Source organism: Colwellia sp. BRX8-9, assembly GCF_014077245.1.
GTDB lineage: Bacteria > Pseudomonadota > Gammaproteobacteria > Enterobacterales > Alteromonadaceae > Colwellia_A.
Genome location: NZ_JACGVN010000017.1, coordinates 1 through 14411 on the forward strand (window position 1 = coordinate 1; position 14411 = coordinate 14411).

Here is a 14411-nt window from a genome sequence, read left to right on the forward strand (position 1 = left end):
TGTTAGTCATATGAAAGTGAGTTGAATAGGCTCACTTTTATCATTAAAAACATCTTATTTTTAATCATCAGTCGTCACTAAGTCATTTTCTCTTTAACACCAACTTGTTACATTCGTTGGCAAGACACAGCTAATATTCGTTGCTACACTGGCCGATATAAATAAGGATAGTATTATGTGTGGTCGGTTGAATACGACGTTTGATAGCGGTGTAAAAAAGCTTTATACCCACTTAAAAATAAATAAGGTTATTGATAGGCCGATTGATCGTCGCTTTGTTAAAGCTGCAGACACTGTTTCCATTGTAAGGAATGTGGGTGAACAACGCCGAGTAGAAAGTGCTATGTGGTGGTTATTGCTTGATCAAACTGAAAATGACTTTAAACCCTCTCGGTTTACTTCATTTAATACCCGATTTGATAAGCTTAATACTCCCCAAAGTGCTGGTTATCAGGCGTATCGGAGCGCTAGGTGTATTATTGCCGTTAAAGGCTTTGGTGAAACTGAATTTGTCGATAAAAAGCCGGTTCATTACTTTGATATGCAAGCAGAATCTGGCGGTTTAATATTGGGGGGCTTGTATCGAACATGGCAGTATAAGAAAACGGGAGAAATTAAACTGAGTTGCTCGGTGATAACGCTGCCAGCACACGAAAAATTAAAACATATCCATAGCAAAGCCATGCCACTGATACTCCCACAAAATTCATCACTCGTAGACAAGTGGTTAGATCCACAATGTGATGAACTTGATCAATTTGAACATTTGTTACATCCGCGTTTGCCTCAGTCTTTGATTGCCCATCAAATTGATAAACCCATGACTCATCGGCCAATTTCTTTGCCGCAAACAATTCCTTATGATTGAAAGTCGATAATACACTAAGTTATCTGAGATAATTGCTAATAGGCGTAAATAGCGTAAAAGGAACAGAAGGTTTTAGCGTAGAAGCACATTTAAAAGCTGGAGTTGTGTGTTTAATAACCGTTTCTTATTTAGACTTAGTTGATGTAATATTTTGAAAAGCCTAAGGTATTATTATTGAGGGGATCAATCTTTAAGAAGGGATAATTACCTTAATTAAAATCGTTTAGAAAGTCTATATCTTGTATACTTCACCAGTTTTCGACTTAAATAATACAATCGTGTTTTAAACTTTTCTAAATCTGGGGGACATGTAAAATGATAGATGTTTTAGCGGTTTTTATAACATTCTTTGCTGTTGTAGATCCAATTGGCACAATACCAGTATTTATAGCTGTAACAGCTCAATATGACCAAAAAACTAAGCGTCGTGTTGCCTTACTCGCCACCATTGTCTCTGCGTGTGTGTTGTTGTTTTTCTTGATTGTTGGTGAAATAGTCTTAACGGCGTTATCCATTCCATTACCCGCATTTCAAATATCTGGAGGGATCGTTTTGTTTCTTTTTGCTCTCAATATGATTTTTGGCGATAGTAAACCCGATGAAGAAATAAAATCATTACAAGATTCCCATAAAGAAACTGCCATATTTCCACTTGCGGTTCCTTCCATTGCAAGCCCCGGAGCCATGCTAGCGGCCGTACTCTTAACTAAAAATTCTGTATATTCACTCTGGGAGCAAACGCAAACTGCATTAGTTATGTTATCTGTCCTAATTTTAGTTTATATCTTAATGTTACTCGCTGGCTTCATTAACCGCATTATAGGGACAAGTGGAGCAAGTGTGATCAGTCGAGTTATGGGACTCATTCTTTCATCTATTGCTATCACGAATATTTTAGCTGGCTTTGGTGATTATTATAAACTGCTATAGGTAGGGGGAAATTAACTCACATTTAGGATGAGTGTCTTGTTAATTTTTATTAAAGGTAAAATGAACAGTTGGCTTTTTCCGCTTGTTGCGGTGTTAGGTGTAAGCGAAATCATCAGCGTTCAACTATTTTAGGCTATTGTTAACATGGACTTTTTTTCTCTAATACTTCTTGTCATAGTTATTCTAATAGTATTATCCATTGTTTGGAGTACGCTGAAAACGGGGATTTCCCCTATGATGAGTTCAAGCAAAGCGTGCAAAACCATGCTTGCTGAAATAGATACGTATGAAAAAGGACCTTTAATTGATCTAGGCTCTGGTTGGGGCACGCTGGTTATAGCTGTTGCCCAAAAACACCCCAATCAGCAAGTTATCGGCTACGAGTTATCTTGGTTTCCGTGGTTGGTTTCAAAAATTTTGAAACACAGTTTACGTTTAGATAACCTTACTCTCTTTCGTAAAGACTTTAAAAACGCTGATCTCAGTACTGCCTCGACCCTAGTTTGTTACCTTTTTCCTGAAGGCATGGTCGCTCTTCAAGAAAAGTTAGTAGATGAAGTCTTTAATAAGGTTACTATTGTGAGTAACACCTTCGCCTTACCTTTATGTCAACCAACAAGAGTCATCAGGCTTAGAGACTTCTATCAAACACCTATTTACGTATACCATTGGCAACCAAAATGAGCTTTGGCTTTATTAAGGCGTAATGACGATATACTATATTCTAAATTTCAGTATCTAGCTGACAAGCCACTCAATAATGAAAATTAACAATTGGCTGTTTTTATTTCGTTCAACATTTCAGTAAACTTTTAACCTCTCCTTATTGGAGTGTAGCTAAATAGTATTAGTGTGTTTTACCTTTGGAGAATAAATGAAAAATGGATTTATGGGCGTTTTTGATATTGCGTCAGTAACAAAGACTTTAGCTCTTTGTATTCTAAGTATCGGCTCATATTTGATATATAAGCTCTACCTGTTGTCTAAGCAAATTAATAAACATACAGCGTTAAAAATATCTAAGACTTTTATTTTTATCACTATATTTTTATATATTATTTCGTTTGGCACTCTAATTCACGCACTAGTAAACTGGCAAGAGCCTGGTATTTTAAATTTCACCTTAGGTTTTCATATTATCTCATCTATTTTCGATATCACCTGGATAATTATGGTGCGTAATCGTATTAATCTAATTGCAGGCGCTAATAGAGGAGACAAACTTTGGTTAAACCCGTTTATTACATCGTTGTTACATGTGGTTTATATGCAACATAAAATAAATCAAGGCTTGGCTAAAAACGCTACTGAGTATCAACGTTGAAGAGCGACCAAATAGCGTTGCAAAACTAATCAGAATCAACTGTAGAACTAGACGAGTTAATATCTGCAGTTGAAGTACTAATAAACGTAGGCTTCTTCATTATTATTAGTGTGATATTGTTTTTATTAGGTATTATTCTAATTTTTATAGATATAATGAAACACAGTTATAATAAGTTGTTAGCTTAATAAGGGCAGTTAATGGGTGTAGGTGTTAAAAAGTTAGCAGAAGATGATTGTTATTTTACCAGTAAAATCGTTTTATTCGGCGTTGTTGTATTATGTGCACTTTTTGGGCTTGGTCTAAGTCTATTGGTTAGTTTAGTTCTACTTGAGCCATCAACAGGGCAGTGGGCTAATTTATTAAGTTCTATTATTTTCCCTGTACTCGCTTCTGGTTATGTTTTGCATTATTACTATAAGCAGGTCTTTACTCGCGCTAAGTAATACAACCATAGCTTCAAACTAAACCAATAGCTTATTTGTGTGACTTATATTAATCACAGACGCTAACTTGGGTTTGTTCAAATAAGCTTAAATCTTCGAGAATAAGTTCACGTGCCTTTTCCATCGTAATAGGCGCAAAGCGTACTTTACCGCCTTGAGATAACTGACCTAATTTGGCGGTATCAATGGATATAACTGCACCGATTTTAGGGTAGCCACCAATTGTTTGACGATCATTCATTAATACTATTGGTTGGCCATCGCTAGGAATTTGCACGGCACCATGACAAATACCCTCTGATAAGATGCCGTTAATATCAGAGACAATTTTTTGACCTTCTAAACGATAACCCATCCGATCAAAGCTTTTACCAACGCTATATTCACTTGAAAAAAACAATTTTTGCTGTTCTACACTGAAATGATGTTTCTGATAACTAGGAATAATACGCAGCAGTACTTCTTGGCTATATTTAGGTTGGTCTTCTATAGATAAATTAACTAATTGAGAATCTTTTGTTGTTACACAAGGGAGTATATCGTTCGCGGCTAATTTTTTGCCCTTTAATCCCCCGATACCTTCACGGCAAACGGTTGCAGTGCTGCCAAAACTGGGTGTTATATTAAAACCACCAGCAACAGCAAAATAACTTCGCATACCAAGGTTAGTAAAACCTAGTTCGATTAAGTCACCGGCTTTCACCTGATAACTGCGCCATAACGTTTTTACTTGACCGTTAATGGTTAATGGCATGTCAGCGCCTGTTACGGCAATAACAGCATCTACTTGTGCAATGATGGCAAAACCACCAACACTCACTTCAATAGCACTAACATTAAGGGCATTATTACATAAGCGGTTTGCCCAGTGAAAAGCCAGCTTATCAATCGGACCACCATTGGTTAAACCGACATTAAAAGCACCATAACGACCCTCATCTTGAACAAGACTTAACATGCCTGGTCGTTTAACAATAAAACCTAAGTTTATTGCCGGTCTTCTTAAAGAAGCTTTACTTTGACTAATCATATGTTGCACCTAATACACCACCTAGTGCAAAAAATTCATCTTTGGAAATCGCTTTAAATTTAACCCTATCACCTACTTGAACGGGCATTGTCGGCGCTTTATTGGCGTTAAACATTTCAATAGGGCAAAGACCAATAATATTCCAACCACCGGGAGAAGTACTTGGATAAACAGCTGTTTGCCTGTCAGCAATACCAACAGCCCCTTTAGGCACTTTTATACGAGGAGTGCTTAATCTAGGCATCGCAATACGCTGATCAACTTCGCCTAAATAAGCAAAGCCCGGCGCAAAGCCAATCGCATAAACGTTATATTCTTGTTGCTGATGTAGGGTAATTATTTGCTCTATGGTTAAGTCTTTAGATTTAGCCATAGCCGCTAAATCGGGTCCTGACTCGCTCGAATAATAAACAGGTAATTCGATGAGTGCCCCTTGATTATGATTAATTATTGGTGAGTTTATTAATAGCTTTTGCAATTTGTTAGTGATCTGATGATGGTCGATATTGTGTAAATTAAACATCACTAATATTGAAGCATAAGATGGTATTAAATCAATAATATCATTGCTCATCTCTTGCCTGATCAGCCATTGTGCTTGCTGTACTTTTGCGGCAACTTCATCATTAACGGGTTGGTCAAAATAAAGGATCAAGCTGTTTTCACCGGCAATTTCTATTTTAAATGTTGCTGACATTAACGAATAAGCTCCCTAATAGTGGCTATTGCTTCTACGCCCTCGAGGTTGTCACCGTGCACACACAAGCTGTCTACTTCTAAAGGTAAGCGCTTACCATTAATAGTGATGACACTGCTTTGCTCTTTTAACAGTTTAACTTGTGCGATCATTTTTTCTCTATTATGCACCGCACCTGTTATGTTGCGTGATAACAAGCTGCCATCATCGTTGTAGCATCTGTCAGCAAAGGCTTCAGTGAGTATTTCCACGTTAAATTTTTCTGCTTGAGCGCGATGTTTTTTAATATTTGAGCTTGCTTGTATCATTAGCTTAAGTGGTTTGTGATATTGGGCTATGGCTGAAAGTATCGCCTCGCGCACTTCAATATTAGTCATCATGTCGTTATATAGTGCACCATGAGGTTTTACATAGCTAAGCTCAATATCTAAAGACTGAGCAACGCCATCAATAGCCGCCACCTGATATAAAACTAACGCAATAATTTCTTCTGTGGAGCACTTCATTGAGCGACGACCAAAACCAACTAAATCAGGGTAACTAGGATGAGCGCCAACACTAACGTTGTGCTGCTTAGCTAATTCTAATGTTTTTTGCATGACCAAAGGATCGCCGGCATGGAAGCCACAAGCAATATTTGCTTGATCAATGTGCGGCATTACTTTTGCGTCTGAGCCCATATTCCAAGAGCCAAAACTTTCGCCGAGGTCGCAATTTAACTTCATTTCATTTCCTAAAAATATTACCGTATATGCAGTGAAGAATTATGATTACTTTAACGATACTCTGACCAAGCATCGTTATTTTAAATCTTTAGCATGCTATTAAGTGACAAAGATTAGCCAGCATCTTACTAAATTTTAGGTGTATAAGGCTAATAGTATCTAAATAAGAGAGGCTAGATTACTTAAATCAAATGGCTGAGATAAATATAAAAAGATGTTAATGATACTTTTGGGAGTGTACAACAATAAAATCAATGCAATAAGACACTTGCCAGTTCAATAAATGATCATTTTTGTGTACCTATTGATCCTACATAATTTATTTTCGCAAGTAATAAGATAAAATGTTACCTGTACATTTCCTTGCATGTGTTAATGTCATTGTTTTAGACTTTACCGGCAGTTATGGTCTGTAGTCCTGTTAAGGCAAAGACTTGATTTAATGCTAGGTTTTCAAATAGGTAGTTGCCACTGACATGATAAAATAACGGGGTGTATTGATTACAATCATGGGATGAATGGCCAGTTGTTTGACGAGCGACTTTACATTAGCAATGCCTGTAAGGTATAAATTGGTATTGTTACTTTTGACCCTAGTAACAAGTAATCGGTCGTTTCTGTTAAAGTTAAAGTTAAAAATAAGCTAATCTTTAACAAGCTAATAGCTGACTATTGTTATAATTATTAATATACCAATAGATCTACTTACATTCTTATGGGGTTTTACCTAATTTCACCGTTGAAATTAGGTAAAAACGATGGTGCTAAATGCCGTATAAATATATATTATTTATTGTTTTTTCATGGTCACTGCAAGTTGGGGCAAATGACACCATAAACATTGCTTCAGACGAATGGTGTCCTTACATTTGTAATGAAGATGATAAGCCAGGTATATTAATTGAAATCATCAGTGAAATTGCTGAAGCTCAAGACTATGATGTTAATTTTACCCTTATGCCGCTGGCTCGTTCATTAAGGCTTCTTCAACAATCAAAGTTAGACATGGTCCTCGCTTTAACAAAAGAACACATTGAAGCTTTTGATTTAAGGCAAAGCCAACAAGTTTATGGCGGCTTGTATAATGACTTTTATGTTAGTAACGAAACTCAATGGAAATTTTCTACCATAGAGAACCTTAAAAACTTCATTGAACAGGGCAATATTCTTGGGCTTATTAATGGCTATGAATACGGCAGTGCAGTGAGTCGCCTAAAAGAAACCTCGGGTGAATTTATATTTTTAGCCTCGGGAGATAAGCCGTTATCCAGTGCTTTAAAAATGCTCAGTAAGCAGCGTATAACTGTGCTGCTTGATTCGCGTTTTAATGTTGAATATGAAATTCAGGATAAAAAAATCACTAACTTACAATATGCCGGTACCCAAGGTATATTTGTTCCGCTTTTTATCGGCTTTGCACCAGACACTAAACTTAACTATATTAGTGCCTTTGATAAAGGCTTAATAAAACTAAGATCAGAAGGACAACTGTCAAAAATATTGCAGCGTTATGGTATCTCAGATTGGCACTCAAAAAGTAGCCAGCCAAGGGACTAAATAAAACCCTCAGGCAAATATTTTTACCACTTGTTTACCGGTAAAACCTCCATCAACTTGAATATGCAGGGCACGAGAAACCTGATGTGCGTTAAATTCAATTAAGGTAATATCAGGCGTTTGAATACTGCCTTTTGCTAGTGCATCAAGTAATTGATTACTCTTAAAACTCATTTTTTGTTGTGCGCACAAGCTATTGGCTAACCACGCACCAGCGAGTGATACTATGCCGATATTGGGCGCTTTTCTAAACATGAGCTCTTGGTCAATGTTAGGCAAGGGACGCAAGCAAGCAATACGACCACAAAACCTCATCAGCTCAATATTACGCATTGTTGAGTCACCACCAACAGAGTCAAGAACTGCATCAAAACCTTGTGGTCCTAATGCTAGGCGAATTTTTTGACAAAGTTTTTTATCGTGGTAATCAAATATTGCATCAGCACCGAGTTTCTTTACTAATTTATGATTATGCTTAGCAGCCGTGGTAAACACATCTGCTCCACGTTCCTTGGCAAACTGAATAGCAAATTGCCCAACAGCACCTGCACCAGCCTCAATTAAAATAGTATCACCTTGTACTACTTGTAATTTATCTAAAGCAATTAAAGCCGTCATACCGGCACAAGGAAGTGTTGCCGCTTCACTTGCTGTAACATTTTTTGGCACAATAGAAACGGCAAAGTTAGGGACTTTAGCGTACTCACTTAGCACGCCTTGTTGACCAATATTGGCATGCCACATAACGCGATCGCCAATATTAGGAAACAGGCCTTTTTTAGCTTGGACGACAATGCCAACTGCATCTAAGCCAAGAATATGAGGATATTGCCATTGAGAAAATCCACTTTTAGCGAAATGAGCATCAATAGGATTGAGACCTACATATTCAACCTTAACTAACAGCTCGTGTTCATCGCACTCAGGTAACGGCAATTGCACGTCAGATAAATGGATTTTTTCGTTTGCCTTTTCAAGCACTATAGCTCGCATAGAAGTAGGTTGGTCAATGTTGGGCAATATCTCAGTAGTTAGCATAAAAAAACTCAAACTTTACAAGGTGATTAAACCGTAACTCCACCGACCATTAAAAGCCTGATAGGCACTTACTTTGGCCAGAGATGAAGAAATGGTCGCGTTTACTGCATTTTCTTGGGCTATTAAAACATCCTGCCGCGCATCTAACAACTCTAAGTAAGGAATTTGCCCCTCTTGATACATAGCGTTAGCTTGCATAAAAGCTTGATGAGCAAATTGGAAACGTTTATCTGCAAAGCGTTTTTGTTCAAGGTGCTTTGTCAGCAATTGTAACGATAGTTCACTGTCATTAATAGCCGCTAAAACAACCTGCTGATATTGGCTATATGCCGCTTCACTTAAATATTGCTGCGCGTCACGTTGCGCCAGTAAAGCTGGATAGCTTAATAATGACCATTGTATTTGTGGCGCGACTTGCCATTGATGCTGGCTATTATTTAATTGGCTACTGCCAAGGCTTAGCACACCAACAAAGGCACTTAAACTAATGTCAGGTAACAAGGCTTTACTTGCGGCTACACTTAACGAATTAGCTTGGCTAAATTGATATAAGGCTTGGCTAATATCAGGACGTAAAGCTATAGCCGAACTGGGTTGCGCTAAAGTGACCTCAAAGGGTAAGTCAAAGATCTTTTGTTCATTATTAAGCTTTATATCGCCGCTTAAACGACCGGTTAATAAGGCCAACGTAGATAAATCGTTATATAATGCATAACTTGTTTCAGGTAATAATGCTTGTTGTTGACTTAACTGAGCACGAGTGCGGTTTAAGTCAAGTTCATTAGCAATGCCTTCTTCAACCCTGGCGGAAAGAACCAAGATACTTTTTTTAAGCGCAGCAACTTGCAGACTAATAATCTCTTGCTTTTGCATATTGCCCTGATAACTAATGAAACCTTTAACAACAGACGAAATCACTTCGATTTGCAAGGCGCGTAATTGTTCAGCCTGGCTCATCGCTGATGCATTGGCGGCATCAACTAACGCATTAATACGACCAAATAAATCGAGTTGCCAACTTAAGGCTAGATTAGCACTTGATTGACGACTAATATTATCAGCTATGCTGGTGCGTTGCGCACCAACCTCAAGCCCACCTTGTGGTAGAAAATCACTCTTTTCTACCTTGAGTTTAGCTAAAGCACTTTGCAATTGTAACTGACTTGTTTTTAAGTCATGGTTATTGGTAAGTGCATCTTTAATCAATTGATTCAATTGTACTGAGTTGAGTTGTTGCCACCAATTAATCTCGTCTTGACCGGTCAACTGTGTGGCTATATCAGCATCAGCAATAAAACTTTTCATTAATTGTTGATGCTGTTGCTCATCAATTTTGGTGGCACATCCCGATAATAAGCTGGCGACTAAAACGACACCGACAGTTAACTTGGTTTTTAGCGGTTTAGCGCTAAATTGCTTGGCTTTTAAACTACGGGTAAGTAACTTAATCATTGGCTACTCCTCAACCTTTTTTTGTTTAGTCTTGGTCACTAAAATATAAAATACTGGCGTAAAGAGCAGGCCAAATACAGTCACGCCTATCATGCCTGAGAACACCGCATTACCCATAGCATGGCGCATTTCTGCTCCAGCACCTGTAGCAAAAACTAACGGTAGTACCCCAGCCGTAAAGGCTATCGAAGTCATGAGTATTGGACGTAAACGCAGCTTACATGACTCAATAATAGCGTCAAAGTGAGATAAGCCTTGCTCGTTTTGATCCTTAGCAAACTCTACCATTAAAATAGCATTTTTCGAGGCCAGTGCGACCAGAACAATTAACGCAATTTGGGTGAAAATATTGTTGTCTGAACCAACGAGCCAAACACCTAACAAAGCAGAGAATATAGTCATGGGTACAATGAGAATAATGGCTAAAGGTAAACGCAAACTTTCATATTGTGCAGCTAAAACCATAAAGACTAAAAGCACCACTAGCGGAAAAACATACACCATAGTGTTGCCGGCTAATATTTGTTGGTAAGTCACTTCTGTCCATTCATAAGCAATACCTTTGGGTAGGGTATTGGCCAATATACCTTCTATTGCCGTTTGTGCTTGGTCTGAACTATAACCAGGGGCAGGGCTACCATTAAGCTCAGCACTTGGGTAACCATTGTAATGCATTACACGGTCTGGACCTGTTGTTGGCGTTACGGTTAAAACAGAACCTAACGGCACCATATCACCATGGCGATTGCGCACTTTGAGGTTTAATATTTGTTCAGGGTCTTGGCGAAACTCAGCTTCTGCTTGCGCTTTTACTTGATAAGTACGACCAAACATATTGAAGTCATTGACATAAACTGAGCCTAAATAGACTTGCAGCGCATTAAAGACTTCATCGAGTGGAATTCCTTGTATTAAGGCTTGTTCACGGTCGATATCTATATCCATTTGTGGAACTTGAATTCTAAAACTTGAAAACAGTCCTACCAATGCAGGGTCTTGTCTTGCTTTGTCAATAACTGCCTGTAAGCTATTAAATAACACTTCAAAGCCTTTGTTACCACGGTCTTCAATTTGTAACTTAAAGCCGCCGGTTGTACCTAAACCTTGGATTGGTGGTGGTGTAAATACCGCAACAAAAGCTTCATCTATGGCTGTAAAACGTTGGTTTAATTGCGCTGCAATTGCCATAGCTGATTTACTATCATCAGTTCGCAGAGAAAAAGCATCTAAAGGAAGAAAAACAATCGCACTATTAGGACTATTAGTAAAACCATTGATCGACAAGCCAGGAAAAGCAACAGTATGAGCAACACCTGGTATATCTAGAGCAATTTTTTCCATTTCTCTAACCACCGCATGGGTACGGTCAAGACTTGCTGCGTCAGGTAATTGAGCAATAGCGATAAGATATTGTTTATCCTGTGCTGGAATAAAGCCACCGGGCACACTGCTAAATAACTGTACCGTTCCACCCAAGAGTGCGATATAGGCAACAATAACGATAACACTCATACGCATTAATTTTTTAACCAGCTTCTGATAACCATGGCTACCACGTTCAAAAACACGGTTAAAAGGCGCGAATAACCAACGGCCAAAAAGTTTATTAAGTAGGCGTGTTAATCGGTCTGGTTTACTATCGTGTGATTTTAATAACAATGCCGCCAATGCTGGCGATAACGTTAAAGAGTTAAAGGCCGATATTATCGTTGATATCGTAATAGTTAAGGCAAATTGTTTATAAAATTGCCCCGATAGGCCACTAATAAATGCCGTTGGTATAAATACCGCACTTAATACTAAGGCGATAGCGATAATAGGTCCGGTGACTTCTGTCATGGCAACGCGTGTTGCTTCTAAAGGGCTTAGCCCTTTTTCGATGTTACGCTCGACATTCTCAACGACAACAATAGCGTCATCGACGACAATACCTATTGCCAGTACTAAACCAAAAAGTGATAGGGTGTTAATTGAAACGCCAAGTAATTGCATTACCGCAAAGGTACCAATTAACGACACGGGTACGGCAATTAACGGGATAATTGAAGCACGCCATGTTTGTAAAAATAGTATTACCACAATCACAACTAAAACAATGGCTTCAATTAAGGTCGTTATTACTGCATCGATAGAGTCACGGACGAAAATAGTGGGATCGTAAACTATGTCGTATTCGACACCAGCAGGGAAGTCTTCAGATAATAACGCCATAGTTGCCCGTACTTGATCTGATAACTCAATAGCATTAGAACCAGGTCGTTGAAAAATAGGCATAGCTAAAGCAGGTTGCCCGTCTAACATGGCACGCAAGGCATAAGTATTTTGTCCTAGGTCAACACGAGCGACATCTTTTAATCGAGTAAGCTGGCCTTGTTCGCCGACTTTAATAATAACTTGTTCAAACTCTTCAATGTTATCAAGACGGCCTTTTACATTGAGTAATACTTGAAATTCACTGTCGTTAGCAGCAGGTTGAGAGCCTAAACTACCGGCAGCAACTTGTTGGTTTTGCTCACGTAATGCATTAATAACATCGGTTGCGGTTAATTCACGCGCAGCTAATGCATCTGGGTTAAGCCAAACGCGCATCGAATATTGACCACCACCAAATAATTTTATATCACCAACGCCGGGTAAGCGGGAGATTTTATCTTTAACGTAGAGATCGGCGTAGTTAGATAAATATGCGGTATCATGGCTTTCTTGGGGTGAATATAAATGTACCACCATAGCTAAATCAGGCGATGATTTTTCTGCAACCACACCCAGACGTTGCACTTCTTCTGGTAAGCGAGATAATGCACTATTAACGCTATTTTGTACTTGTACTTGCGCGCGATCTAGATCAGTTCCAAGAGCAAACGTCACCGTTAAGGTCATACGACCATCGCCAGTGGCTTGTGAAAACATGTATAGCATGTTTTCAGTGCCGTTGATTTCTTGCTCAAGTGGGGTTGCCACTGTTTGTGCAATAACCGAAGGGTTTGCCCCTGGGTAATTTGCCGTAACCACCACGGTTGGTGGCACAACACCAGGGTATTCACTAACGGGTAGTTGAAAAAGTGAAAGTCCACCAGCAAGCAGAATGACAAATGACAAGACAGCTGCAAATATCGGGCGTTGTATAAAAAAATGTGAAAAGTTCATGGTTAACTCTTATTCTTCTGACGTTAGTTTTGCCGTTAAACTGGCATCAGCAACAGGTGATAAAGTAAAGGCAATACCAGCACTATCAATGGTGACATTATTAGGTGCGACAGGCATGCCTGGACCTACGCGGGCAGGACCATTAACAGCAATAACATCCGTTGCTTTTAGCCCAGAAGTAATCGCCTGTAAACTGCCGTAACGCTCACCCAATTTAACCAGCTTATATTGCAAAATATTATTTTCACCAACAGTTAAAACAAAATTATTTTTTAAGTCGGTACCAATAGCGCGTGAAGGCACGATAATTTTTTCGGTAATGGCATTTGCAGCCAACTTGATGCGCGCAAAAGAGCCTGCACGGAGTTGGTTTTTCTCTTCATTAAATACCGCTCTTACCCGCAATGTGCCGGTTGCCGAATTTATTTGGTTATCAATAAAATCAATATAGCCTTGGTAAGCAAACTCACTTTGTCCTACTTTTTGCATCATGACTTTTTGCTGATCGGAGGCACTAATATTAGCAAAATCGCTATTCCAAGTGCGCTCATCAATGTCAAAGTAAGCAAACATCGCTTGGTTAGAAACAATCGTTGTTAGCACACTTTGTCCGGCGATAATGTTATTGCCTTTGGTAATGTTGGCGCGAGAAATAATACCGTCGATAGGTGAACGAATAGCGGTAAATTCTAAATCAAGTTGTGCTGCTGTTAATTGTGCTTGTAATGCGGCGAGTTGTGCTTCGCGCTGACGTAATGTTGACGTGCGAGACTCTGCTTGTTCAGTGGATATCGCTTTTCGTTGAGTTAAACGTATTGCACGTTCTTCTTCACTTTTGGCTTGATCAAATGCAGCTTTTGCACTGTTAACTTGTGCTTGAAGGCTAGCAACAATAGCTAAAAAGGGTCGATCATCTAGTTTAAACAGTAGGTCGCCCGTTTTAATTTGCTGACCCTCATCAAAAGCAATCGACTCTATTACCCCTGAAACACGTGGTTTCAAAGCAACTTGCTCAGGTGCTTCTAAGTGGGTGGTATAGGTGTGCCAATTTTGTACAGATTTGACTAGCACTTCTGCCACATCAATCGACTGTAGTTGTTGCTGCTGTGTTTTTTGACTAGGCGCTTCTGAGCAACCTAATAAAGTTAAGCTTGCCATAGCAATAGCTACTGCGATTAAATGTTTATTCATAATAAG

General features: G+C 38.8%; 13 protein-coding genes. 6 read left to right on the forward strand and 7 right to left on the reverse strand.

Annotated elements, in window-relative coordinates:
* The first annotated feature begins 175 nt into the window (after positions 1-175).
* From H4J70_RS14235 to H4J70_RS14255, 5 genes are all read left to right on the forward strand, one after another.
* Positions 176-868, forward strand: a complete 693-nt coding sequence (locus H4J70_RS14235) for an SOS response-associated peptidase family protein (protein WP_182251310.1) — start codon at positions 176-178, stop codon at positions 866-868.
* Between the two features lie 315 nt (positions 869-1183).
* A complete protein-coding gene (locus tag H4J70_RS14240) occupies positions 1184-1798 on the forward strand; it encodes a MarC family protein (protein WP_182222393.1) in 615 nt (204 codons plus the stop codon).
* 234 nt (positions 1799-2032) lie between these two features.
* Entirely contained in the window at positions 2033-2482 is a 450-nt protein-coding gene (locus tag H4J70_RS14245) for a methyltransferase (RefSeq protein ID WP_310733698.1), read from the forward strand.
* Between the two features lie 190 nt (positions 2483-2672).
* A complete protein-coding gene (locus H4J70_RS14250; RefSeq protein ID WP_182251311.1) occupies positions 2673-3122 on the forward strand; it encodes a hypothetical protein in 450 nt (149 codons plus the stop codon).
* Positions 3123-3322: 200 nt separating this feature from the next.
* Positions 3323-3568 (forward strand): hypothetical protein, encoded by a 246-nt coding sequence (locus H4J70_RS14255; protein WP_182216598.1) that lies wholly within the window; start codon positions 3323-3325, stop codon positions 3566-3568.
* Between the two features lie 49 nt (positions 3569-3617).
* Here H4J70_RS14255 and H4J70_RS14260 read toward each other — a convergent pair whose 3' ends face one another.
* From H4J70_RS14260 to H4J70_RS14270, 3 genes are read right to left on the reverse strand one after another with little or no spacing between them, the layout of a single operon-like run.
* Positions 3618-4598 (reverse strand): biotin-dependent carboxyltransferase family protein, encoded by a 981-nt coding sequence (locus H4J70_RS14260; RefSeq protein WP_182251312.1) that lies wholly within the window; start codon positions 4596-4598, stop codon positions 3618-3620.
* Positions 4591-5295: a 5-oxoprolinase subunit PxpB gene (gene pxpB, locus H4J70_RS14265; protein WP_182241962.1), complete on the reverse strand. Its 705-nt coding sequence runs from the start codon at positions 5293-5295 to the stop codon at positions 4591-4593. The genes H4J70_RS14260 and pxpB overlap by 8 nt, the downstream gene beginning before the upstream one ends.
* On the reverse strand, positions 5295-6020 hold the full coding sequence (locus tag H4J70_RS14270) for a 5-oxoprolinase subunit PxpA (protein ID WP_182251313.1): 726 nt from the start codon (positions 6018-6020) through the stop codon (positions 5295-5297). Before H4J70_RS14270 ends, pxpB begins: the two co-directional genes overlap by 1 nt.
* A gap of 768 nt (positions 6021-6788) precedes the next feature.
* Here H4J70_RS14270 and H4J70_RS14275 point away from each other — a divergent pair.
* Positions 6789-7577 carry an ABC transporter substrate-binding protein gene (locus H4J70_RS14275; RefSeq protein ID WP_182222387.1) on the forward strand — a complete coding sequence of 263 codons (789 nt, stop codon included), beginning with the start codon at positions 6789-6791 and terminating at the stop codon, positions 7575-7577.
* A 9-nt stretch (positions 7578-7586) separates the two neighbouring features.
* On the opposite strand, the gene H4J70_RS14280 is transcribed toward H4J70_RS14275, so the two are convergent.
* From H4J70_RS14280 to H4J70_RS14295, 4 genes are read right to left on the reverse strand one after another with little or no spacing between them, the layout of a single operon-like run.
* Positions 7587-8615, reverse strand: coding sequence for a zinc-binding dehydrogenase (locus tag H4J70_RS14280; RefSeq protein ID WP_182251314.1), 1029 nt, complete (start codon positions 8613-8615; stop codon positions 7587-7589).
* A 15-nt stretch (positions 8616-8630) separates the two neighbouring features.
* Positions 8631-10067, reverse strand: coding sequence for a TolC family protein (locus H4J70_RS14285; protein WP_182251315.1), 1437 nt, complete (start codon positions 10065-10067; stop codon positions 8631-8633).
* Positions 10068-10070: 3 nt separating this feature from the next.
* Positions 10071-13214, reverse strand: a complete 3144-nt coding sequence (locus H4J70_RS14290) for an efflux RND transporter permease subunit (protein WP_182241960.1) — start codon at positions 13212-13214, stop codon at positions 10071-10073.
* 9 nt (positions 13215-13223) lie between these two features.
* Positions 13224-14405: an efflux RND transporter periplasmic adaptor subunit gene (locus H4J70_RS14295; RefSeq protein ID WP_182175705.1), complete on the reverse strand. Its 1182-nt coding sequence runs from the start codon at positions 14403-14405 to the stop codon at positions 13224-13226.
* Positions 14406-14411 lie beyond the last annotated feature (6 nt).

Bases quoted from the DNA above. Each gene is read 5' to 3' on its own strand.
- H4J70_RS14235 (WP_182251310.1), top strand. From the start codon at position 176: ATGTGTGGTCGGTTGAATACGACGTTTGATAGCGGTGTAAAAAAGCTT.
- H4J70_RS14240 (WP_182222393.1), top strand. From the start codon at position 1,184: ATGATAGATGTTTTAGCGGTTTTTATAACATTCTTTGCTGTTGTAGAT.
- H4J70_RS14245 (WP_310733698.1), top strand. From the start codon at position 2,033: ATGATGAGTTCAAGCAAAGCGTGCAAAACCATGCTTGCTGAAATAGAT.
- H4J70_RS14250 (WP_182251311.1), top strand. From the start codon at position 2,673: ATGAAAAATGGATTTATGGGCGTTTTTGATATTGCGTCAGTAACAAAG.
- H4J70_RS14255 (WP_182216598.1), top strand. From the start codon at position 3,323: ATGGGTGTAGGTGTTAAAAAGTTAGCAGAAGATGATTGTTATTTTACC.
- H4J70_RS14260 (WP_182251312.1), bottom strand. From the start codon at position 4,598: ATGATTAGTCAAAGTAAAGCTTCTTTAAGAAGACCGGCAATAAACTTA.
- pxpB (WP_182241962.1), bottom strand. From the start codon at position 5,295: ATGTCAGCAACATTTAAAATAGAAATTGCCGGTGAAAACAGCTTGATC.
- H4J70_RS14270 (WP_182251313.1), bottom strand. From the start codon at position 6,020: ATGAAGTTAAATTGCGACCTCGGCGAAAGTTTTGGCTCTTGGAATATG.
- H4J70_RS14275 (WP_182222387.1), top strand. From the start codon at position 6,789: ATGCCGTATAAATATATATTATTTATTGTTTTTTCATGGTCACTGCAA.
- H4J70_RS14280 (WP_182251314.1), bottom strand. From the start codon at position 8,615: ATGCTAACTACTGAGATATTGCCCAACATTGACCAACCTACTTCTATG.
- H4J70_RS14285 (WP_182251315.1), bottom strand. From the start codon at position 10,067: ATGATTAAGTTACTTACCCGTAGTTTAAAAGCCAAGCAATTTAGCGCT.
- H4J70_RS14290 (WP_182241960.1), bottom strand. From the start codon at position 13,214: ATGAACTTTTCACATTTTTTTATACAACGCCCGATATTTGCAGCTGTC.
- H4J70_RS14295 (WP_182175705.1), bottom strand. From the start codon at position 14,405: ATGAATAAACATTTAATCGCAGTAGCTATTGCTATGGCAAGCTTAACT.